The following is a 21,435-nucleotide window of genomic DNA, read 5'->3' as shown; positions in this document are numbered from 1 at the left end:
TTGTGTACGGTAGTGCTGCAGTGGTTGAGATAACGCCACCGCGTGAGGTCAGACAGTTCGATGTGATGATTGAACGCTTAGCACCCCAATGTATACGGGCCATTAGAGCGCACTATGTATGCAAAGGGCAGTGGGCCTTGATGGGGTTCGATAGCAAGAAGTCTTATGTGTACTGGTTGAGAAAAGCAGAAGTAGAAAGTTTTGATATTGTTAATGAAATATTGTAACTTCTACTTTTTCAGACTAAGGATGGTTTGTATATGAGAAGGTTAAGTTTTTACTTAATTTGTTTATTTTTGTGTCTGGAGAGCTTTAAAGCTCAGGCCGCTTTTGATAGTTCTGATATATATGATGAATCAAAAGCTGTGCAACCTGAAGTAATTCATGAAAATGTAGGGCCTTGTTTTTATTATTATGGTGCTAGCCCTGCGGATTTGATTAATTATGAAAGTTGCAAAGGTTACTCTTTATCAAATGGGCTTAATCATTGGAAAGATACTCCCATGGATGAGCAAGGAGAAGTACCCATAAATTATTATGGGTACCCTGGTTTTTTTATTAGAACACATATGGATCTATCAAGAGTTGGCACTACGGGTGATGGCTGGATTACTTTAGGGCGCTGGCACGAACAATCAATAAATAGCTCTAAGGTGTGTCCTCCGGAGGATTTTCCATTTCATACCCACGGTCGAGATGTTGATGGTGATGGTGAAATAGATCAGTGTTATAACCCTGAAGATTTAGCCAAAGAAAGAATTATCGTTTCAGATAATATTTGTTGGAAAGAAGGTGCTCCTATTGTATCCACTCCAAGTACAAGTGATGAGGATGCGATAAAAGCTGCAGCTAGCAGTGCGCTTGAGGCTTTGAATTCACTTGATAGTGATATGGTAAACCCTGAAGCAGCAGTCGATAAATCTAGATTAGATGGAATAGCTCAATCTTTCTCTTTAAGTGGTTATCAAGACCCAGACTTTCACATCTTGGCTAGTTTGATTGTAGTGGCACACTAATTTTGGCCACCTAAATAGAGGTGATATTATTACCTCGTAAATTACTTTAGGTGAACACATGAGATCGACAACCAGAAAAACATTTAGTGCTGAATTCAAACTTGAAGCAGCCCAATTAGTCCTCGATAAAAACCATAGCATCATCGAAGCTGCAAAGGCGATGAACGTGGGTAAATCAACCATGGACAAATGGGTGAGACAGTTAAAACTAGAACGCCAGGGTGGCACGCCAAAAGCCTCTCCCATTACCCCTGAACAAATTGAAATTCGTGAGCTGAAGAAGCAAATAGCTCGTCTTGAGGAGCATAATCTTATCCTAAAAAAGGCTACCGCTCTCTTGATGTCAGACTCGATGAACAATTTGCGCTAATCAGCCAACTCAAGCAGAGCCACTCTATTCTCACAATTTGTAATGCATTCAAAGTGCATCGAAGTAGCTATAAATATTGGCTAAAAAGAAAAGACCATATCGATGCTGATTTTACCATTTTATGCAGTGAAGTGAAGGCCGCGCATCGTATTAGTAATGGCTCTGCCGGTGCTCGAACGATTGCACAATTAGTGACTAACAAAGGGATTAAACTTAGTCGTTATCGAGCTCGTAATCTCATGCTAAAGCTTGGGTTAGTTAGTTGTCAGCAGCCTAAGCATGCTTATAGGAAAGCAACACAAGAGCATGTTGCTATCCCGAATACGCTTAATCGACAGTTTGCTGTTACCCAACCAGATCAAGTGTGGTGTGGCGACGTGACGTATGTTTGGGTCGGTAATCGTTGGGCATATTTAGCGGTTGTTCTAGACTTATTTTCCCGCAAACCTGTGGGATGGGCTTTGTCATTATCGCCTGACAGTGAGCTGACCTGTAAGGCCTTAAAAATGGCATTTGAGTTAAGGGCACAACCTGAGAATGTGATGTATCACAGCGACCAAGGTTCGCATTATACTAGCTTGAAATTCCGGCAATTATTATGGCGTCTTCAGATTGAGCAAAGCATAAGTCGTCGCGGAAATTGTTGGGATAATGCCCCAATGGAGCGTTTCTTTAGAAGTTTGAAATCTGAATGGGTGCCAGCAAATGGTTATGGTAATTTTACAGAAGCAGATAAAGAAATAACAAACTACATCACTGGATATTACAGTGAAACCAGGCCCCATCAGTATAATGGTGGGTTAACACCAAATGAGTCAGAACGTTTATATTGGAATGACTCTAAAACCGTGGCCAATTTTACTTGACCACTACAGATTTCAACGGAAGCTAGCTGCATAAGGCCAAAACTAGAGGCTATTATCACTGATCCACAAGGCAATAACATCAGAATAAATGACTATGAAGACGGTTTTTATGGGGTCAACTGTAAGAAGCAGGTCGGTTCGGAACTACTTGATTTTACTGAGTTGTCGAAAAAGCTCTTTACTGGCTATACAAGTAAGCTATCTCCAACTATATCTCATGAAGTTCACCACAGATGTAACGCACGCGATGACTTAACAGATAATGGAAAAGGTTTGACTACTGCGCAAATTAAATCCGAACGGATTGACTTTTTAAACGTATCAGTAGAACGCTTTAAATCTTCCATTTCTAGAGGTGATGGAGAGTCAGCTAAAAAGTATTGGGCGCGAGTATTTATTACAAATGCATACATTTTTGAAGATATTATGAAGGTGTACAGATGAAAAACTTATTAATAACCATTTTATTAAGCCTTGCTATAGTCCCAAGCGCGCTCTCCGCTGCTTCTCTTTATGAAAAAGTTACAGATGAACAATATTTGAAATTAGAGTTTCTGCCTCTATGTACAAGTGAGGGACAAACGATTTTTCAAATTACTAATGTCTCCGGTCAAAAGCTGCTGGTAGATCCAGCTTTTATGGAAGTAGATAAATATGATGCTCATCGATTTGGAGTTGATTTAGTCAACCTCACTATTTCTGATAGTTACCCGAAAATGACTAGTAAGGCGAATGCCGGTGGTCAAGGTGACTGGTATCCAATGGAGGCTGGTGAAGTTATACAGCACAAAATTGATTTTAGAGAATATGCAATATCACCTCTTGATACCTCGGCTCAATATATGCCAGCTTTCAATGGAATGCCTATCAGGATGATAACGACTTTAGAAGGAAAGAAAGTAACCATGTTTAAAGGTGTTTTTGATACGACATTTAGCAGTCAGTTTGGTCCTGGGTGTTGGAAGTAGTTAAAATCATTATAACTTAAGGCGCTTAGGCGCCTTTCTTATTTTCCTGAATTAATATGGGTCCTTCTGGCTCGGTGCACTGCGGGGGAGGACAAGCGCGGTGCTTCACTATTTATGAAAAATTTAGGGGGTTACGTTGTTGTTTTATGAACTTGATCTCTGCTATTCAATTTTACCTAAAAAATAAACCTATTAAGTTAATGAATTAATAGTGTTTTACCCTGCATTTGATGATGCGCAATTCCACTCAACTTTTGATAGTCTTAAATCACAACTTTTGATCGCCTAAATTGATTTCTGTAACTTCAGTTTGATACTATCTTTAATGTACTTGTTACATTGATGTAAATACTGGTTAAGGATGACTATGAGTAACGCCAAAGAATTGTATTGTATTGAATCCACCTCTGAGATGTCGATCATCGAAGAGATAATTCAAAATGAGATGAAATGGGCCGACGACTTACCCCAAGATTTAGCGGTAAACGTTTTTACCAAGGACAATGATTTGTGTTGGGATTACGATCGTTCCGTTCCCATTTCTTTTGAACAAGAAAAAGTATTAGTCAAAATCGTGCACACTGCATTTAGCTCAGTAAGGCGATAACTTACTAAAAATATTAAAATACAGCTGCGTAAACGTTGGGTTGTGATGAATGTCTTAGAATGTTCAATTTCACGTTAGTATGCTAGTTAAACCAAGCCGCTGCTAAGCGCCAAGTGCTGACTCAATCGAGTGTATTCACCTCATTGAATCAGTTAGACTTAAAAAAGATGTGATGGAACACAATAATGACAAGGGAATTTCAATGAAACACTTACAAATCAAGCCACACAATCAGTTCAAAACTGCTCTACAGCCGAGAGCCGGCATCAAAAAAATCAAATTCCTATAGCATAAAGCGTACCCATTAATTGTGATTTGGTAGCGGAAAAAGTGAGTTTCATAAAGTTTAACTCTGACCAACTAATTCACTAATTGCGGACGCTTACTACAGAGTTATTCTACAGCCTCGTTATAGTTTAAGGATTAACATGGAATTTTCGAACCCTGAAATTTTAGAAAAAAATACGTTTACGTTTGCTTTCGCACTCGCTTTCGCTTTTATTGGTGTTTCAATTAAAGTTGTCACCGGTTTAATCAGTTTTTATGAAGAAGTAATAATTAAAAGGTATTTTAAAAGGTTAATCGCTTTAAAAGAACATGTTAATGACTCAACACGCGTGTGTGACTATTTAGATAAACTTAAAGAAAATGAAGTTTTTAGGTTAGCTTCTGGGATCCAATCATCCTCTGAGAAAAATGATATGCTGATGGAGATATACTTACTCGGTTCAGCTGATAATCACGATTTGAAACGTATTAAACGATACTTGGTACCTTCTGGTAAAAAAGTACACATTAATGTTAATTGGACGGATAAATTGCAATTTCTATATTCCTTTGTTGCAGCGCTCTTCTTAATAATAATAGGGGCTATTTTTGGCGGGGATTTATTTGTACAAGGTACTGGTGTAGGTTTTGTTGCAGGATTATTCATAATGGCTCTGTTCACTATTACAGCTGCAATTGTTGGCAGTGATTTTCGAACATACAATACGCTAAAGAGAGTCCGGTTAAGTTTGTTAGAAAAAGGACTTATAGCAAATGAGCAAACAAAAATAATGTGGTTTTTCCCTCATAAATAAAACTCATAGAAGCGTCTAATGCAAAACATAACCAACCACGCTGATTACCTACAAACAAAAAAAGGCTACTTGATGTAGCCATTTTTATGGGTGTTTAGCGGTGTTTTTAGCGTAAACGGGCTTGTTGTTGTCAATCTTGTTAGGGCTGCGATTTGTTGGTTAATTGTTAGTGTTTTTAACGTAAAATCAATATTTTATACTTGAATGCAAAAGTAATTAAATTACTTTAATTCAAAGAAAATACATAATCGATGTAGGATAATCTTCATCAATATCTTAGACGGCTAGCTTTATCGGATTAGCTGTTCAATAAGCTGTTATGACTTTCATACAAAGAGGAAATACCATGAATAAATTACACACCCAAATCGCGGCTATATTGTCTGTCGGTTTACTCACTCTTTCAGGCAATGCTTTTGCCGGAGAGAAGCCACCAGTTAATGCAATAGCGCTATCTGAGATAGTTAAAATAATTGAAGATCAGGGATATACACCCATTACAGAAATATCAATTGATAATGGTGTTTGGGAAGCTGAAGTATATAAAGGCGTTGAAAAGCGAGAGCTAAAAGTAAGCCCAATCGATGGGAATATAATCTCTGATCTGCCAGACCACTAGTCATAAAAAACGCGTTAATGTTCGTCACTACAGGCTGGACAGTCTTTCCTCTGTGCCATTGTTCACAAACAAACCAGCCCATTAAGTCGGCACTACAAACAAAAATGGCTACTTGATGTAGCCATTTTTATGGGCGTTTAACGGTGTTTTTAGCGTAAACGGGCTTGTTTCTCTGCCAATCTTGCTAGTGTTGCAATTTGTTGGTTTGCGGCTTCGCTGATTTCTAGCAATTGCTCAAGCGATAAAAAGCGGGGTTCGCGCATGTACTGCACTAATTTATCGCGGCTGGTGACAAACTGGTCATCATGTATTGGTTGCGAGCTGACTATTTTGCCGCCTTCCCATGTAAACATCATACGCTGACGCTCAAACGGGTGTGTCGTGCGGCTAAGTCGCTTTTGGGCTTCGTTAAAAGCATTAATGAAGTCGATTTTTAATTTAGCGGCCTTTGCACCGGTAAACCCCATCACTAAAAACATAAAACCGTCTTTGGTCAGGTGGTAGCACTTTAAATCACGCTGACTAGTGCCAACCTGTTGATTTTCCACGTTAGCTCTAAAATGAGCTGACGTAAATTCACTAGGGGCATCAGCAAGGATTTCATCAATTTTACGCAATACATTTTTATGAAGTTTGCCAAAATAATCGGCAACGATAAGTGAATTGGTAATGGTTTGTTGGCCGTTAATAAAAACGAGTTGTGCAGGGTAGTTTTTAGACTCTTGTAAGTTCATGGGTGACACTCCTTGGTTCGAGAGTTCTCATCAACCAAGAAGGCTAAACTTGGGTGATGAGCTGAACAGGATTAGCCTTACCGCCCCAAGGAAACGGCGCACCGAAGTGCTCCCATCCAGCCCACCATAGTAGGATATGTGGGGTCAGTGTAGACTTTAATAGGTACCCATTATTAACTAAACCCACTACCCATTTTTAGACACTTTGCACTAACGCATTTATGTCCAAAAGTGAGTTTCATAAAGTTTACTCTGACCCTACTAATTAAGCGGCGTTGAGCTAAGCCAAAAGCTGATTCAATCGAGTGTATTAACCTAATTGAATCAGTTAGATTTAAAAAATGTGATGGAACACCACTATGAAAAGGGAATTGCAATTGAACACATACAAATCAAGCCTCATAATCAATTCAACATTGCTTTACAGCCCAGAGTTCGCATCAAAAAAAGCAAATTCCTATAGCATAAAGCGTAGCCATTAATTGTGATTTTGCTGCGGAAGTGAGTTTCATAAAGTTTACTCTGACCACTAATTATTAGCTGTCTTTGTTGGATAGTCGTAAATTATAAAGGATTATAAAATGAACAATAATAATGCATTTATACTAATGCCGTTTTCAGAACCTCTAAATGAAGTGTATGAATTTTTGATAAAAGGTGCACTAACTGAAGCTGGGTACAAAGTATCAAGAGCTGATGATATTAAAAGCCAAAGTAATATATTGGAAGATATCATTACAGGAATTATACAAAGCTCATTAATTGTTGCTGATTTAACAGACTCAAATGCAAATGTATATTACGAACTAGGAATTGCACACGCATTACAAAAAAAAGTAGTCTTAATTACTCAGGATATTGAAGAACTTCCTTTTGACTTAAGATCTTATAGAGTTATTGCATATTCAACCCATTTTTCAAAAATGAATGAAGCCAAAAATACATTAAAAGATTTAGCGAAAGAAGCGCTTGATGGTACTTTGCCTTTTGGAAACCCTGTTAAAGACTATGGTTCAGTCTTACAAACTAATACTTCACTTTCAGTAATTGAACCATATCAAGTGAGCGAAGATTTAGGTTTTCTAGACCACATTGTTGAAGTAGAGGAAAATTTTGAATCTTTAACTGAAATCGTCTTATTAGTTGGAAGTAAACTAGAAAATGACTTTACACCAAAAATAACAGCATCTACAAATACTCTATCTATAGCTAAAGACTTAACAGCAAAACAAAGACGAAATATAGTCAAGGAATTAGCGACTCATGTTGATGATTATGCTAATTTTCTAAAGCCTAAAAATGATGAGTATCGTGACCTTATTAAAAATCTAGAAACAAGTATCGAATTTGTTTTAACATCAAAAAATGAGCATGATGATGAATCTATTAGTGGTATAGAAAGCTTTCTAAATAACTTTGCAGCTTTGGAAGTCGGTGCACAAACTGGTCGAGATGGTTTTTTAAGTATGTTGGAAGTAATGCAAAATTTACCTAGTTTAGAGAAGAGTTTTAACCGGGCAAGTAAGTATATGCAAGGAGAGATTCAAACTTTTATTGGTAATATTGATCAAACTATTTCAATGTCTTCAAGAGCCAGAACCTTGGGGTATTCGTTGCTATCAAAGTTACAAAATAAGACATTATTGGTAGAAAGCTAAATATGGCCACCCACGATTATTGCTACAGCATAAAGCGTATCAATTATCCTGGATCCTGCATTGGCAAGTCCAACAAGCGGTTTATGCCATGCAAACAGCGCAACGCATAAATACTAAAACGTTAGCTTACTTAATTTGAGTTTAGAAGTATGACCACCAAAAAGATCAAGAGCCACTGTCGCTACTGTGGTCAAGATACCAATCACAGCGTTCTGTCAGAGCACAACGAGTCGTCAAGAGATGAGTATTCATTCGACAGAGTATATCAAATTGTTGAGTGTCTTGGCTGCGATACAAAATCATTCCGTGATGTGTTTGAAGAAGTAGAGCACGCCTATCAGATTTCTGATACTGAATGGGAAGTTCCTACTTCAATAACTGTCTATCCAAGGTTTATAAAAGACCACCGCTCATTAGATGGCGAATATTATTTACCGAGCTTGGTTGGGCGAATTTATAAAGAAGTGCTTCTGGCATTCCAAGAAGACGCTCTTATATTGGCAGGCCTAGGCCTAAGAGGTACTGTTGAGGCCGTTTGTAATGACCTTGAGGTGAGCGGAAGAAATCTTGAGATAAGAATTTCAAAATTGGCAACGGCAGGATATATATCTCGCAAAGATGCCGAACGTTTGCACGGTATACGATTTATGGGAAATGATGCAGCCCATGAAATTAAAAAGCCTAAAACCGCACAACTATCGGTTGCTCTTAAAATTGTCGAGCACCTTTTGTCCAGTGTTTATATTTTGGAAGAAGAAGTTCAAGATAAGATCGATACTCTGATTACTGAGTTTGACCAATTCAAGAGTTTATTAGATAAGAAACTAAAGCAATTTACAGCTGGTGATGAGTTACCAATCATTGGGTTATTTGGAAGGGATATTCGTCGAGTTAAAGATTCTTTGGCTGTGCTAGAGACAGAACTAATGGCTAAAATTGATAGTGGTGAAATCACTGCGCTCGCCAAAGGGAAAGTTGATAAATATCATAGCTCTAAACATGACCTTCAACATTATGTCTTATCATAAGCTATCAAGGCCATCAAATTGACCGCTTTACTATGCTCATCAAGTGCTAAGCATGGCCACCCACGATTATTGCTACAGCATAAAGCGTATCAATTATCCTGGATCCTGCATTGGCAAGTCCAACAAGCGGTTTGTGCCGTGCAAACACCGCAACGAATAAATATTAAAACGTTATCTTTCAAGGAAATGTATGGACAACGATTCTCTGCAGTTATGGAATGTTATAGGTACTTGGTTAGCAAGTATTGGAACAATAGGTGCAGTAATTACATCTTTATGGCTTGCTAATAGGCAAGGAAAAATACATCTAGGTATTGTGGCTGGGCACCGTCAATTAGTTACGCGCGGTTCAACGACAGTTACTGATTTATGCATGATAAAAATTGTTAATAAAGGAACTCGTCCCGCTAAAATAACGGGTATTGGTTGGGAGTCTGGTAGGTTTAAGAAAAAAATACACTTAATACAAATGTTTGGAACTCCTGATTCTGACAATGTGCCTAAAACATTGCAAGAAGGAGAGGAAGGGGCTTTTTTAGTTCCTTTTCATCTAGATAACACTGATAAAGATTGGATTATATCTTTACCTAAAGAGTTAACTAAAAACTCAGAACGCGGGATAAATGGCTTAAAAGTATGTGTTTCAACATCAGTTGGGCAGTCATTTAAAGTTAAAGCTGAAAAAGGTTTAAAAGATAAACTTCGCGAGTCGTTAAAAGCTAGCAAGGCACTTAAACGCAACTAAAAAAGTGGGTTACATTTTTCTCCCCATTATTTGCGGAAAGTGGCCACCCATGATTATTTATGCTGAAAAAATTAAGCGCCTGATGCTTATGCCGTGCATAAGCCAGTATATATCTGATACAAATATCAAGGAATGCGCTATTCGTGCCGTGTGGTTAGGAAATGATGAAACACATTATGAGCGCAGGTGGGAAAAAAAAGATATTAATGATCTTAAATTATTAATTAACCTTGTTGTAAACTGGGTTGTTAGTAGTCTAATGACTCAAGAATATATGAAATCAATGCAACGAACATAACGAATTCCCAAATGAAAAAATAACAGTTGGCCATCGCTTTGCTATTATCGCCAACCATTATTTCCGCTTAGCAAATCGTTATAAGCCAAGGAGGCATCGAGTGTTAACTCAAATTTTCGAACAAAGTTTAGCCCAGTTTTTCCAAAGAGAAGCTCAAAATATTCTTAGTGGCGTTAGTGAAAGAAACCTTTGTGCTAGGCTCGCAATTCCTCTTGAAGCAATAGCTCATCAAAATGGTTTATCAACGTACTATGCTGATACTGAATTCAACCGAAAGCAAAATGGAAAAGTAAAAACAATGTTGGATGACGATATGCAAGTCATAAATATTACTTGTGATCTAATTCTGCATAGTCGTGGTGAAGTAATGGCTAGAGACAATTTAATCGCCATTGAAATGAAAAAGTCCGAAAGACCTGACGAAGAAAAAGTTAGTGATAGAGCACGGTTACGTACCTTAACTAAAGCTAGTTTTGATGATATTTGGTCTTTCGATGGGCAAACTCACCCCGAGCATGTTTGCGGATATGAAGTTGGCTATTTCATCGAACTAAATAAAGATAATAGCTACTACTCTGTTCAGCAGTTTCAAAATGGTGAATTGGTTTCTGAGTTTGATGGTAGATTTGGCTTATAACAAACGCATCAACGCATGGACTAAAAAAGCTTGGCTTGATATGTGGGGGTCAGAGTAAACTTTAATTGATACCCATGATATGTGGGGGTCAGAGTAAACTTTAATTGATACCCATTATTTACTAAACCCACCACTCACTTTTAGACCCTTTGCACTAACGCATCAATGTCCAGAAATGAGTTTCATAAAGTTTACTCTGACCCCAATAAGTTTGAGTGTAGGAGTCATTAAATTGCTTTACTGCAAAGACATAGAAAACGTAGGATGATATTAATCAATAACTTAAACGGGCGGCTTATCGGACTAGCCGTTCAATAAACTGTTAGATTTTTTTAGCAACCAGCAAATATTTCATCAGGAAAGGGAACAAAGTTGCAATCGACATATAGTGATAAAATTGACCACGCTTTCGTGTTGAATGAAAGCGACTTGCGAAATGCGTGGCGTAAGTTAGAAACTTATGGTTGCAGTGTAACTGCAATTGTTCAGTTTAGTGACAAGGTTGAAAGAGAAGTAGAGACAATTGAAGATTTAATCGGTTTCGAAAACTCAAAGAAAAAATCGATCTTAAGTATCGAGCTGAAATCTCGTTCAGATGACCGTAATAGTATTACTAGCATTGAGTTTGATAGTTCAGAATACCGCACAATAACCGTCAATGCTACTGGAAATGATGAGTTAGTTACGCGAATAAGTGATGAGTTTTCAGAGTTTATTTGTGGTCTAAAGCCATGGTACTCATCAATAAGTCGCCTAGATGTATTTTGGTTGGTCTATGTGCCAGGTTTTTTGGCATTAATGATAACTGATATGATGCATGCTTCCAATTCCGAAGGTGTCGCACTTACGTTCAAACAAAGTGCTACAGCCATTGCTATATTAGCTCTAATAGGATCTGCATTGTATTTTTCCCATAAGTTATTAAATAAATGGAAAAACTACCTCTTTCCCATAGCTAGCTTTGCTATTGGTCAAGGTGTCAAAAGGTATGAAACTCAAGACAAGTTCAGGTTTACAGTAGTTATTGGTTTTTTCGTTTCAATCGCAGCCTCTATATTTTTGGGGCTCTTTAGCTAAAACCTAACAAATTGTTCAAGAGTGATTCGGCACGTAGATATGTGGGGTCAGAGTAAACTTTAGTAGATACTCATTATTTACTAAACCCACTACTCACTTTTAGATCCTTTGCACTACGCATTAATGTCCAAAAGTGAGTTTCATAAAGTTTACTCTGACCCCATTAATTACTTGCTTATTTTAATCAACTATTATTTGCCTCTTAGTCGTTATAGCTATTTTGGGCTTACAGGATAATAATGAAACATAAGAAGATATCTTTTGATTTATACAGGTATCAATTACTTCCGATTACTCAGGAAGTTCAGCCTGATATGTACAGAAAAATTTTGTCAGTTGAACAACTCAAAGAACAAAAGAACATTTTGTTCAATGAAGTTTTATCCAGCTTCCCAAAACTAGTTTGTCAAGGCAACATTTTGCATCAGATAGTGGTCCTGAATCAAGGTGATTGGTTTGCATGTAAATTAGGGGTTCAACGCTCTATTGAAAGGGAAAATGAAAACTTCAACAAAGAGCGTATTGAAAACTGGCCTCATGTAACTGTTATCTTGAATAATGCACCAGACTGCCAGTTTATTGCTATTTCGAAAAACGTAAAGGCATTTTCTAGTTCCCGTATCGTCGCAAATATTCTCACTAATTCGCTAAAAGACTACCTCAAAAGGTTGCAGCTATCGATGCATGTAAAAGAGCTCTTTGATGAAAAGGAATTTTGGGACTTGGTTAGTCAATATAGAGGTAAGATCACATCCGTCAAGTTTGAACTTATATCTCCTAACATGGCAAACATTTCCAAATGTCTAAAGGTTGACCTGAAGCAAATTAATTTAGATACGAACTCACACCGAACGTGTTTAGAGTTAAATGCAGCTGATGACGCAGTGCTAGAAATCAGAAATGATAATGAGATAATTGATGGGATCGTTGAATACGCTGCTGAGGGTGGGGGAGATATATCCCTGAAAATTAATGGACTTAAAAGATCGGTTCATACACAAAAAACGAACAAAACAGTGGAGCTAGATGAATTGACTGTAGAAAATTTAAACCCGCAATCATTAGAAATGTTATTAGGTTTTTTGAGGCCATGATTATGGATTACTTGAAAAGTTGCTCATTGTTCATCGTTTTGGGTGTTCTGACTCGGTTTTTATGCAATCTAATTGAGTCCAGCTTTCTAGTGTCTTTCTTAAGTGATAATTTAATCACGCTGTTGATTGCGCTACTAGCAATCAACACAACGACAGGTAGCGTTGTAATGACAAAGTTAAGAGAAATTATTGAACTGCATGGAGGTAACTTCTCTGCGACACTAGTGCAGCTTAAGCTTTCTATCGTCGAGCAGTTAGTCTTTATCGTTCTAGCTATATTTTTCTTAGTGTTACTCGGGAGTAAGCTTGTAATTGACTCTAACATATATATAAAGCCGTTATTAGAGTCAGGCCTTATTGCAGTGTTTATTGCTAGCCTTCATAACCTTTATGATACTGCAGACTCTATCTTTGTCATACTTAGTTGGGAAGGTGAACAATAGCTGTAAAAAGGTATTTTAGACTGATACCGAGCACCAAGCATTTTCAGTTCGAGCCAACTTAAGTGAAAACGGCACCAAAACATGGCCATAATTGCAGTTGGCTGCAGTGGACACGCTAATACGCCGTTTAACTAAGTAGCTGCGTGGTGCCAAATGCTGACTCAATCGAGTATATTTTTGTCATTGAATCAGTTAGTAATTTTGACTTAATATTAAAAGGACTTATGAATTGGATTATAAAAAGAGATTAGAAGAAGCTTTTTCTAAAACAAAAAAACTTGATTTTACAATAGATATTCCGCTATTCCCTTTAAAAGTAGTCATCCCGAAAGAAATTAAAAAAAATATCTTTCAGTTATGTGCGGATGCATTAAACCATTATGGCTATGTCAGCTCTTTTGAACTTGCTGCTAAGTGCACACCTGTACATTTAATGATTCAAAGCCACCTGAAATCAGATCTAAACATAGATAGTTGTATCACAATCGGTGACCTATATTGGGATGATTACATTTACTGTGAAATGACTGATTATAGTATAAAAAAAGAACTTGAAAACCCAAATGTAAACGAGACAATAAAAGCGCATGTATGGTTAACACTTCTTGATGGTACTATTCTAGATTGTACCGCTCAGGCACATTTAGATTTATTACAAGATCGCGGCGTGCACCCAGCACATGAATGTATAATGTTAGTTGAACCAAATCAGTCCGAAGATGATAAGTCTGGCTACCATAGACCGTTTCTTTTAGGTACAGACTTTTTAACGAAGACAGGAATGGTTCGGGTAGGCTATTTATAATCTCAATTCACTAAATTTAGAATAATGTGATTCAGCGCGCTAAAGCCTATTGCCTTTATTCTTAAATGCAGCAACTCACTAAACCGATAACTTTTAAACCAAACCTAGAAGTTATCGGTTTTACATATCACACAAATGCAATTCGACCAACGCCATATGTGGCGTAAAACACGCCATATATGGCGTGTTTTCACCCCTAAAAACAGCTACAGTTTATATAAGCTTGATACCACTGCGTAACTGGCTTTGCTTAATCTCTCGTTTCACTTTGGTTACCTCTCATAACATCAATGCCGTTGGGCTCCTGCATTGGAGCCCTTTTTTTGCTTGTTATTTGCTGAGTACATAAACAATAACACCATGAGTCACTAGGCTTATGTTAGGTGTGCCTCAAATAGCATTAATAGGTTCGCTGCATTATGAACATCAAATCACGATTAATGGCGCTAGGGTTAACTGGCGCACTGCTTACGGGTGGGGTTTTTATTGCCACCCAAGAAGGGCAGGTTAACGGCACCTATATTGACCCTGCGGGCATTATTACCGCTTGCTTTGGCCATACAAGTGCAGCGCTTCAAAATGGCATGTCGTTTACTGAGGCGCAATGCCTAGATTCAAATGCCTAGATTTACTGGCTGATGATGTATCAAAGTTTGATGCCGAGCTAGACCGATTATCGCCGCCATTATCACAAGGCGAACATGTCACCTTTACCGCGCCTCATGAAAGCCGACTTAATCAAGCCAATCTGCTAAAGGACTCAACCGATGAACCGACAAAAGATTGGGCGAATGCTTTGTTGCCTAGTGATGTTTTGCAGCGGCTTAAGCAAACCGACGGTGAAATTGATAACCCAAAGTAACAGGATGGTAAGTTCTTGCATGTATCTCATCAGCTTGAATATAAGTTTTATGTGCAGATATTCTTAAATGAGCCGATAAATCTTTCATAAAGCGCAATGAAAGCAGTTAGTGGGCATTTTGGCTTTCGATTTGTCTAATATCACGGGGTTTAGTTGCAATGGCGCTTCAATTACCTGTAATTATGTATTGGTTTTTAGTGATAACAGGCCTAAATTTAACCTTGAGGTTTTCAATCTGCTTTCATGAAAGGATGATGTTAGACAGAGAACATTAAAAAACTAACATCACAATACATATACCATCATACTAATAAATCGAACATACTAACGAAGCGACATATAATCTTCAATACGTTGTAAAAGGATTCTTGCATGCACCAGCACATTTTTAGTCATCCCACTGTGATCCCAATAAGCCATCCGATGCTAATTAAGGTGCGCTTACTGGATAATATTGATGATTTACTCGTGCTTGCTTCACTCAGTAATCCGTTATTTGAAATGATTATTAGTCAAGTGGATGGGATTGAAGCAACATTGATTTCTCGTCAGCAAGCATATGTAAGCGTTGATTTTGAAAATGTACAACAGATAGCGGATAAATATGACGTTAACAGAGTGGTTGGCCAAGGGGTTCGGCTATATTCAAGAATGGCTGTAGCGCCAAGGATTTGTATTGAACAATTAAAAAAAGGCATTGAAATCATCATACAAGCTGATGGTGAGGTCTATTTTACTGTATATGAGAATATGCCCTTTGAATTAATACCGCTAGAGCAAGATTTGCGCTTATTGTGTGAACCGCAAGTATTAGTCATGGCTAAAACCATTTTAGGTCAGAAGCCTTCACATGGTGAGTCCACCGCAGCATTAGCCGTGCATATTAGTGAGCTTGAGCAAGTTAGACGGGATATTGCTGACTACATGCGAGGCGAGTCAGGAAAGATACATCCTGGCGTCTCTACAGAGCTGTTAAAACTTGATCATTTATTGCAAAATAAGCGTCAATGGTTAATGCGAACTTATCATCAATCATTAGAGCGTCCTAGTTTGTCTAGAGCCTCTAATCAAGCCTCGCTTGATGTTGAAAAACTGCAACAAAAACTTGAATGTTACAACTTACTCGCGCCTTCAGATGTCACTGAACTGGTAAATCAGCTTTCAGATGATGATAACTAACTACTTATAAAGAATTATTGATGTCCTATATTTGTCCAATTTGCCAGCTTGTTCTGAACCAAAGTCCAACTAAGACTTGGTCTTGTACCAACAATCATCAATTTGATACAGCTAAAGAAGGCTATGTTAATTTATTGCCCGTTCAAAAAAAGAAATCAAAAGACCCCGGCGACAATAAAGAGATGATGTTAGCCAGACGAGAGTTTTTGAACAAAGGTTATTATCAGGCATTAAGTGACCAAGTAAATCAACTTGCCGTGTGTCATCAACCGTTTGCAAAAAATATTTTAGATATTGGTTGTGGTGAAGGCTATTACAGTGACAGATTGATTGAGCAAATTAAACAAACTCAAGTTGATTGTCAGCTGTGGGGATTAGACATCTCTAAGACTGCGGTAAAATATGCCGCTAAAAAATACCCTCAAATGCAATTTTGTGTGGCAAGCGTATTTGAAATGCCGTTTGCCGATAACAGTTTTGATTTAGCTATTCGTATTTACGCTCCTTCAAAAGTGGAAGAGCTGCAACGGGTTATAAAACCTGGTGGGGTACTAATTACAGTTTCACCCGGCCCTAAACATCATTTTGCGATCAAGCAGGTGATTTATGCCGAGCCGCGCTTGCACCCCCATGAGCCATTAGTGCTAGAGGGATTTGAATACATAAAGCAGCATAGCCTTGAATATAACCTCGAGCTAACCGATGTGAATGATATTGAGCATCTGCTTAATATGACGCCATATGCCTGGAAGTTGACTCAAACGCAAAAGCAAAAAATGGCAGATGAAGGATTAAAGTGTGAATTAGATTTTAAAATTGAAATACATAGACGTTATGAATGACGCTATATTTGTGTATTTGCACCAATAAGGTATTGATGACTTTAGATAAACACTCAGAACAAATATGAAATAATTATGAACCTTGATATGATGTTTGTTGACTTATTCTGAGAATGGTTTATAGTCTTTATAGCTTGAAGGTTGGGCTTATTTTTTGTGTTTCAATACGATCAGTTTCGTCCTGTGAACATAAGTAATACCGGCATTTTCCAGCTTTACCGCCGTTTAGGCTTTATTTTATATTTACAGGATTTATATCATGTCTCAAGTTACTGGTGTTGTTAAGTGGTTCAACTCTGACAAAGGTTTCGGATTTATCGAGCAAGAGTCTGGTCCAGACGTATTCGTTCACTTCCGTGCTATCAACTCTGACGGTTTCAAAACTTTAGACGAAGGTCAAAAAGTTTCTTTCACCGTGACTCAAGGTCAGAAAGGTCCTCAAGCTGAAAACGTAACTATCGTTTAAGCTATTATTTCACTTCGGTGAAATGGACTTAAAGCTGTGGCATTTGCCGCAGTTTTTTTTGTCTTTTTTTTGAGTCTAAGCAGTAAAGGTTAACTCAATTTACTGCAAATGTTTAAAGCCGCCTAACGCTATGTTTGGTGGCTTTTTATTACGCTAAGTTATTCTTCTCGCCAGTTGTAGCTGACAACATTTCTCTATTGGCAAAATTAGTGCCTATCTATTCATCATTAAGCTTATCAATAATATTTATTGATGTTCGGAACGGATAATTCAGAAAATTAGTCTTGTTAAGTCAGTGACTAACGTCATGTGACAACACAATGGCTGAGCTTTGATAACATAGGGATAATTGTAGGTGAATAGGTAACAGCTTAAGCTATTTGCCTGATAAAGCTAATGAATTAGATGTGCTAATTCAAATACTATCTCACCTCATGGGACATAAAAACGCTAACCAAACAGCCCTTTGTCTTGCTAACTGCGTTTCATTAACGTGCTATCGGCCAGCTATTGGCGTGTTAATGTGCCTTGTTTTCAAAACAAATGACAATTCTGCTACAAAATAAGCTAAACCTGTTGAGTTCAGCTTATTGAGTCCATCTAATAACCCGAGTAAAGGTTATCTAATCAATACCGACATAGTTAAGATGAGAAAAGGGTGTCTTCTAAGGTTCTGCCTTTTAATATCGACTTATAATGCCATTGGTTTTCAGCCAGTAAATTAAAGAGTTGCTGCTCTAATGAAAAGTCTTCTTGGGTAGGATATTCAATAATAAATTGATGATCTGAACTTTGAGTGACCTTGGTTATATTCGGTAAACCAAGCAATGCTTGATGCACTGATGGCATATCGACTTTTTTCATTACCAAGGTTAAGTAATCAATCTCCTGCGCTGATTGAATTGAAAGAGCTTGTTTTAGTTTTCCCTCTTCAAGATATATCACTTGATCACATAGCTTTTCCAGTTCATCAAGATTGTGAGAGCTAATCACGAAGGTTGTGTGCTCAGACTGCTCACTGACAATTTGTCTAATGCGTCTTGCATTAGCGGGGTCTAACCCTGCGGTTGGTTCATCTAATAATACTAATTTGGGTGAGCCAATAAGCGCTTGCGCTATTGAAACCCGTTTGCTCATGCCATGACTCAAACTTTTAGGTTTGGCCTTTGCTTCTTTAGTTAAGTCAACAAGCTCCAATACCCGCATGGCTTCAATTTTGGATGCTTTGCCTTTTATTCCTTGAAGCTCAGCAAATAAGCGTAGCTGACTGAGGATGCTACTATCAGGATCAAGCTGTGCATCCTGTGGTAATGCCGATAAAATCCCATGTAATTTGGGACTTCCAACGGGCTCGCCCATTATTGTCACCGAACCGCTAGTTGGTTTTATATAACCGCATAAAATACTAAACAGCGTTGTTTTACCTGCACCGTTTGGGCCCACAACCGCAATCGGTGCACCTGACTCTAATGTGAAGTCGACTTTAGATAAAACCGCCTTACCGCTATAATTTTTACTCAGTTGCTGACATTGAATTAAGCTCATAATGCGCTCCTTTGCATAACTATGCGTCCAATAATTAATATAACTGCTGTTTGTAACAATGGTATAGGAGCATAAGCAAAGGCGGCTAACCCTTGGGTGTTAACCATGTTTGATAATTGCGAACCTGGTAATAGGTATCTTAGTATTTCTAAACCGGGAAACTTCACATTCACCAAAGTGATAATAATTGAAACGATAACCCATAGAATAATAGCGAAAATACTGGCTTGGCGAGCGCTATTGGCAATGAGTGATAACAATGCCATTGTCGCAATGTAAGGTAGTACAATAATGAGTAGATTTGCAAAAATGACCAATGCGGTGTTAATTGCTGGTATTAATAATCCTGTATCTCTACTCATCACCAACAAGGTTGTTGCAATTAAGGTGACGAAAATTAAAAAGCCTTGGATGAAGATTTGACCAAATACTCGGCCGAAAAACAAACTATTTCGGCTGACTCGTAGGCTGACAAAGCGAAGGGTGCCACGTTGCTTATCTGAGCTGAATTGGTCTGCTGAAATAAAAATACTGAACATTGGAAACAAATAGAGCGCAGCAACCCAAAACATGGCAAATTCAGAAACTTGCCAATTAAACAATTGATCTAAAGTCGTAGGACCAAATACTGCGGCGATAAACTCTTTAAAGCTTGGCTCCATGATAATATTTGAGGCTTGTTTTATGGGGTAAATTAAAATTACACTCCAGACTAAAATGAAAGCAATCAACGCAATAATCCCACTACGGCTACTGAATCTTTTGCTAAGTTCAAATTTAGCGAGTTGCCAAATATGGGTTATTCCAGATGGCGATGAAGCTGTTAGGCTATTCATAACATTCCTTTTTTGATTAAACCGTCGTTAAGTTAATGCCTTAAGACAATAAAGCCTCAAGTGTGGCTAACTTCTGCTCAAGCGATTCAATTCTTTGCTCTAATTCGGCAATTTTTTCATTAGCCGCTAATGATTGTTGCGATTGCACCGAAACGTCTAAATTACTTACTGAATTAGCTTGATGATCTTCAATTGAACTACTGAATAATTCAATATAGCGACAATCGCGCTTACCTGCTTCTCTCGCTAGCTGTGCAACAAAGGGCTTATCTTGCTTAACTAACTCAAGTAACAAAGACTCAACTTGGGTGACGTCTGAAAATTCATATAAACGGTTTGTACGCGTTTTTAATTCACCGGGTGTTTGCGCGCCTCTAAGCAATAAAACACAGCACAGCGCATATTGAGCAGGTGTGAGTTTTAAATCACTAAACTCAGTATTACAAAAACGATGTTTATATTTAATCACTCTGCTGCCGAATCCAGATTGTTCACTGATCAGCCTTTTTTTTGCTAAACCATCAATGATGATTTGCACTTCTGATTCAGTGAGCGACATCACGGGATCGCGGCTACTTTTTTGATTGCAGGCTAAGGTAAGGGAATTGAGCGATAGCGGGTATTGTTCAGGCGTGGTGATTTCTTTTTCCATCAAACAGCCAATCACTCTGGCTTCTAATGCATTTAATTCCATTGATGGTGATCCTCAAATAAAAAAGCATGAAGATGTTATATCATCCTCATGCTAGTTTTAACAACGATATCAATGTAATCGGTTATGTCGTGAACAATATGCGATTGTTGAATGACTAAACGAGTCTAATACCGTCTTTGTCGATTTTGATTTGACCACCCTTAAACAAACCACCGATAGATTTTTTAAAGGCTTTTTTACTCATCCCTAGTTGGGCATAAATAATGTCAGCATCTGTTTTGTCATGTAATGGGAGGAAACCGTCTGCTTTAGCCAGTTTATTCATGATCAATGTAGCTTGTTTATCAAGTTCTTGTTTAGACCCTTGTTGTAGCACTAGGTCAATTTTTCCATCACTGCGTAATGTTTTGATAAAGCCTGTGAGTTTTTGGCCGAAACGTAATTGTTGAAACACTTCGTTTTCATAAATTACGCCCCAATGCTGATTATTGATAATTGCTTTGTAGCCTAAATCGGTTGTGCCACCAATAATCAAATTTACTTGTTGGCCAACCTCATAATCCGCAGGGGTTTTATCTAAAAATTTATCGACCTTTGAAGACGCAACAATACGTTCATCAGCTCTGTTGGCATGAACATAGACAAGATATGAACGGCCATCTTCAATGGTTTTATGTTGTTCACCAAAAGGTAAAAATAAGTCCTTATCAAGCCCCCAATCTAAAAAGGCACCATATTCACTAATTCCCGCTACCTTCAAGTAGGCAAACTCACCTATTTGAGCAAACGGTTTTTGTGTTGTCGCAATCACTTTATCATCTGAATCAAGGTACAGGAATACGTCAATAGCTTGACCCACTTCGTATTGCTTAGGGACAAACTTTTTCGGGACTAACACTTGACCAAGTTCATGGGCATTAACATAAATCCCAAAACTGACTTCTTTAACGATTTCGAGTGAATAGCTTTTACCGATTTGTATCATGTGTATCTCTATCTTTAG

The 21,435-nt window shown here is 37.9% G+C and carries 25 protein-coding genes and 1 pseudogene; 21 read left to right on the top strand and 5 right to left on the bottom strand.

Annotated elements, in window-relative coordinates:
• The 7 genes and pseudogenes from NE535_RS07100 to NE535_RS07070 form a co-directional block, all read left to right on the top strand.
• Positions 1 to 227: pseudogene (locus NE535_RS07100) on the top strand (hypothetical protein); the annotation flags it as partial.
• A 33-nt stretch (positions 228 to 260) separates the two neighbouring features.
• Complete coding sequence (locus NE535_RS07095; protein ID WP_261297951.1) at positions 261 to 1,016, top strand: hypothetical protein; 756 nt, start codon at positions 261 to 263, stop codon at positions 1,014 to 1,016.
• A gap of 58 nt (positions 1,017 to 1,074) precedes the next feature.
• Positions 1,075 to 2,252 (top strand): IS3 family transposase gene (locus NE535_RS07090; RefSeq protein WP_261297950.1). Its coding sequence is split into 2 segments (ribosomal slippage): positions 1,075 to 1,333 and positions 1,333 to 2,252, totalling 1,179 coding nucleotides; the frame shifts between segments, so codons are not numbered across the junction.
• 440 nt (positions 2,253 to 2,692) lie between these two features.
• Positions 2,693 to 3,220 carry a hypothetical protein gene (locus NE535_RS07085; protein WP_261297949.1) on the top strand — a complete coding sequence of 176 codons (528 nt, stop codon included), beginning with the start codon at positions 2,693 to 2,695 and terminating at the stop codon, positions 3,218 to 3,220.
• 367 nt (positions 3,221 to 3,587) lie between these two features.
• Entirely contained in the window at positions 3,588 to 3,827 is a 240-nt protein-coding gene (locus NE535_RS07080) for a hypothetical protein (RefSeq protein ID WP_261297948.1), read from the top strand.
• Between the two features lie 428 nt (positions 3,828 to 4,255).
• A complete protein-coding gene (locus NE535_RS07075) occupies positions 4,256 to 4,909 on the top strand; it encodes a hypothetical protein (protein WP_261297947.1) in 654 nt (217 codons plus the stop codon).
• A gap of 346 nt (positions 4,910 to 5,255) precedes the next feature.
• Positions 5,256 to 5,528, top strand: a complete 273-nt coding sequence (locus NE535_RS07070) for a PepSY domain-containing protein (RefSeq protein WP_261297946.1) — start codon at positions 5,256 to 5,258, stop codon at positions 5,526 to 5,528.
• 149 nt (positions 5,529 to 5,677) lie between these two features.
• Here the strand turns inward: NE535_RS07070 and NE535_RS07065 are convergent, their stop codons facing one another.
• Entirely contained in the window at positions 5,678 to 6,262 is a 585-nt protein-coding gene (locus tag NE535_RS07065; protein WP_261297945.1) for a Rha family transcriptional regulator, read from the bottom strand.
• Between the two features lie 581 nt (positions 6,263 to 6,843).
• Between NE535_RS07065 and NE535_RS07060 the strand changes: the two genes are divergently transcribed.
• The 14 genes from NE535_RS07060 (at position 6,844) to NE535_RS06995 (ending at position 17,396) form a co-directional block, all read left to right on the top strand.
• The gene (locus NE535_RS07060) at positions 6,844 to 7,920 is read left to right on the top strand and encodes a TIR domain-containing protein (RefSeq protein ID WP_261297944.1); all 1,077 of its coding nucleotides are present in this window, start codon (positions 6,844 to 6,846) and stop codon (positions 7,918 to 7,920) included.
• 149 nt (positions 7,921 to 8,069) lie between these two features.
• Positions 8,070 to 8,948, top strand: a complete 879-nt coding sequence (locus NE535_RS07055; protein ID WP_261297943.1) for a DUF4145 domain-containing protein — start codon at positions 8,070 to 8,072, stop codon at positions 8,946 to 8,948.
• Positions 8,949 to 9,138: 190 nt separating this feature from the next.
• Positions 9,139 to 9,693: a hypothetical protein gene (locus tag NE535_RS07050; RefSeq protein ID WP_261297942.1), complete on the top strand. Its 555-nt coding sequence runs from the start codon at positions 9,139 to 9,141 to the stop codon at positions 9,691 to 9,693.
• A 49-nt stretch (positions 9,694 to 9,742) separates the two neighbouring features.
• A complete protein-coding gene (locus NE535_RS07045) occupies positions 9,743 to 9,991 on the top strand; it encodes a hypothetical protein (protein ID WP_261297941.1) in 249 nt (82 codons plus the stop codon).
• A 100-nt stretch (positions 9,992 to 10,091) separates the two neighbouring features.
• Positions 10,092 to 10,628 (top strand): hypothetical protein, encoded by a 537-nt coding sequence (locus tag NE535_RS07040; RefSeq protein ID WP_261297940.1) that lies wholly within the window; start codon positions 10,092 to 10,094, stop codon positions 10,626 to 10,628.
• 372 nt (positions 10,629 to 11,000) lie between these two features.
• A complete protein-coding gene (locus NE535_RS07035; protein ID WP_261297939.1) occupies positions 11,001 to 11,705 on the top strand; it encodes a hypothetical protein in 705 nt (234 codons plus the stop codon).
• A gap of 239 nt (positions 11,706 to 11,944) precedes the next feature.
• Entirely contained in the window at positions 11,945 to 12,799 is an 855-nt protein-coding gene (locus NE535_RS07030) for a hypothetical protein (RefSeq protein WP_261297938.1), read from the top strand.
• A gap of 167 nt (positions 12,800 to 12,966) precedes the next feature.
• The gene (locus NE535_RS07025; RefSeq protein WP_261297937.1) at positions 12,967 to 13,242 is read left to right on the top strand and encodes a hypothetical protein; all 276 of its coding nucleotides are present in this window, start codon (positions 12,967 to 12,969) and stop codon (positions 13,240 to 13,242) included.
• Positions 13,243 to 13,471: 229 nt separating this feature from the next.
• The gene (locus NE535_RS07020; RefSeq protein ID WP_261297936.1) at positions 13,472 to 14,047 is read left to right on the top strand and encodes a hypothetical protein; all 576 of its coding nucleotides are present in this window, start codon (positions 13,472 to 13,474) and stop codon (positions 14,045 to 14,047) included.
• A 419-nt stretch (positions 14,048 to 14,466) separates the two neighbouring features.
• Complete coding sequence (locus tag NE535_RS07015) at positions 14,467 to 14,673, top strand: glycoside hydrolase family protein (protein WP_261297935.1); 207 nt, start codon at positions 14,467 to 14,469, stop codon at positions 14,671 to 14,673.
• Positions 14,652 to 14,909, top strand: a complete 258-nt coding sequence (locus tag NE535_RS07010) for a hypothetical protein (RefSeq protein ID WP_261297934.1) — start codon at positions 14,652 to 14,654, stop codon at positions 14,907 to 14,909. Before NE535_RS07015 ends, NE535_RS07010 begins: the two co-directional genes overlap by 22 nt.
• Before the next feature lie 372 nt (positions 14,910 to 15,281).
• The gene (locus NE535_RS07005; RefSeq protein ID WP_261297933.1) at positions 15,282 to 16,088 is read left to right on the top strand and encodes a hypothetical protein; all 807 of its coding nucleotides are present in this window, start codon (positions 15,282 to 15,284) and stop codon (positions 16,086 to 16,088) included.
• Between the two features lie 20 nt (positions 16,089 to 16,108).
• A complete protein-coding gene (gene rlmA, locus NE535_RS07000) occupies positions 16,109 to 16,930 on the top strand; it encodes a 23S rRNA (guanine(745)-N(1))-methyltransferase (RefSeq protein ID WP_261297932.1) in 822 nt (273 codons plus the stop codon).
• Between the two features lie 259 nt (positions 16,931 to 17,189).
• Entirely contained in the window at positions 17,190 to 17,396 is a 207-nt protein-coding gene (locus NE535_RS06995; RefSeq protein WP_188839931.1) for a cold-shock protein, read from the top strand.
• 642 nt (positions 17,397 to 18,038) lie between these two features.
• On the opposite strand, the gene NE535_RS06990 is transcribed toward NE535_RS06995, so the two are convergent.
• From NE535_RS06990 to NE535_RS06975, 4 genes are all read right to left on the bottom strand, one after another.
• On the bottom strand, positions 18,039 to 18,941 hold the full coding sequence (locus NE535_RS06990) for an ABC transporter ATP-binding protein (RefSeq protein WP_261297931.1): 903 nt from the start codon (positions 18,939 to 18,941) through the stop codon (positions 18,039 to 18,041).
• Positions 18,938 to 19,777, bottom strand: a complete 840-nt coding sequence (locus NE535_RS06985; protein ID WP_261297930.1) for an ABC transporter permease — start codon at positions 19,775 to 19,777, stop codon at positions 18,938 to 18,940. Before NE535_RS06985 ends, NE535_RS06990 begins: the two co-directional genes overlap by 4 nt.
• 40 nt (positions 19,778 to 19,817) lie before the next feature.
• On the bottom strand, positions 19,818 to 20,471 hold the full coding sequence (locus NE535_RS06980; protein ID WP_261297929.1) for a YceH family protein: 654 nt from the start codon (positions 20,469 to 20,471) through the stop codon (positions 19,818 to 19,820).
• 115 nt (positions 20,472 to 20,586) lie between these two features.
• Positions 20,587 to 21,417: a CvfB family protein gene (locus NE535_RS06975; RefSeq protein ID WP_261297928.1), complete on the bottom strand. Its 831-nt coding sequence runs from the start codon at positions 21,415 to 21,417 to the stop codon at positions 20,587 to 20,589.
• Positions 21,418 to 21,435: the final 18 nt, after the last annotated feature.

It is taken from the genome of Shewanella holmiensis (assembly GCF_025370255.1).
In the GTDB taxonomy this organism is placed as follows: domain Bacteria; phylum Pseudomonadota; class Gammaproteobacteria; order Enterobacterales; family Shewanellaceae; genus Shewanella; species Shewanella holmiensis.
Note: the sequence above shows the minus strand (reverse complement) of the source record. Positions and strands in the feature narration are given on the sequence as shown.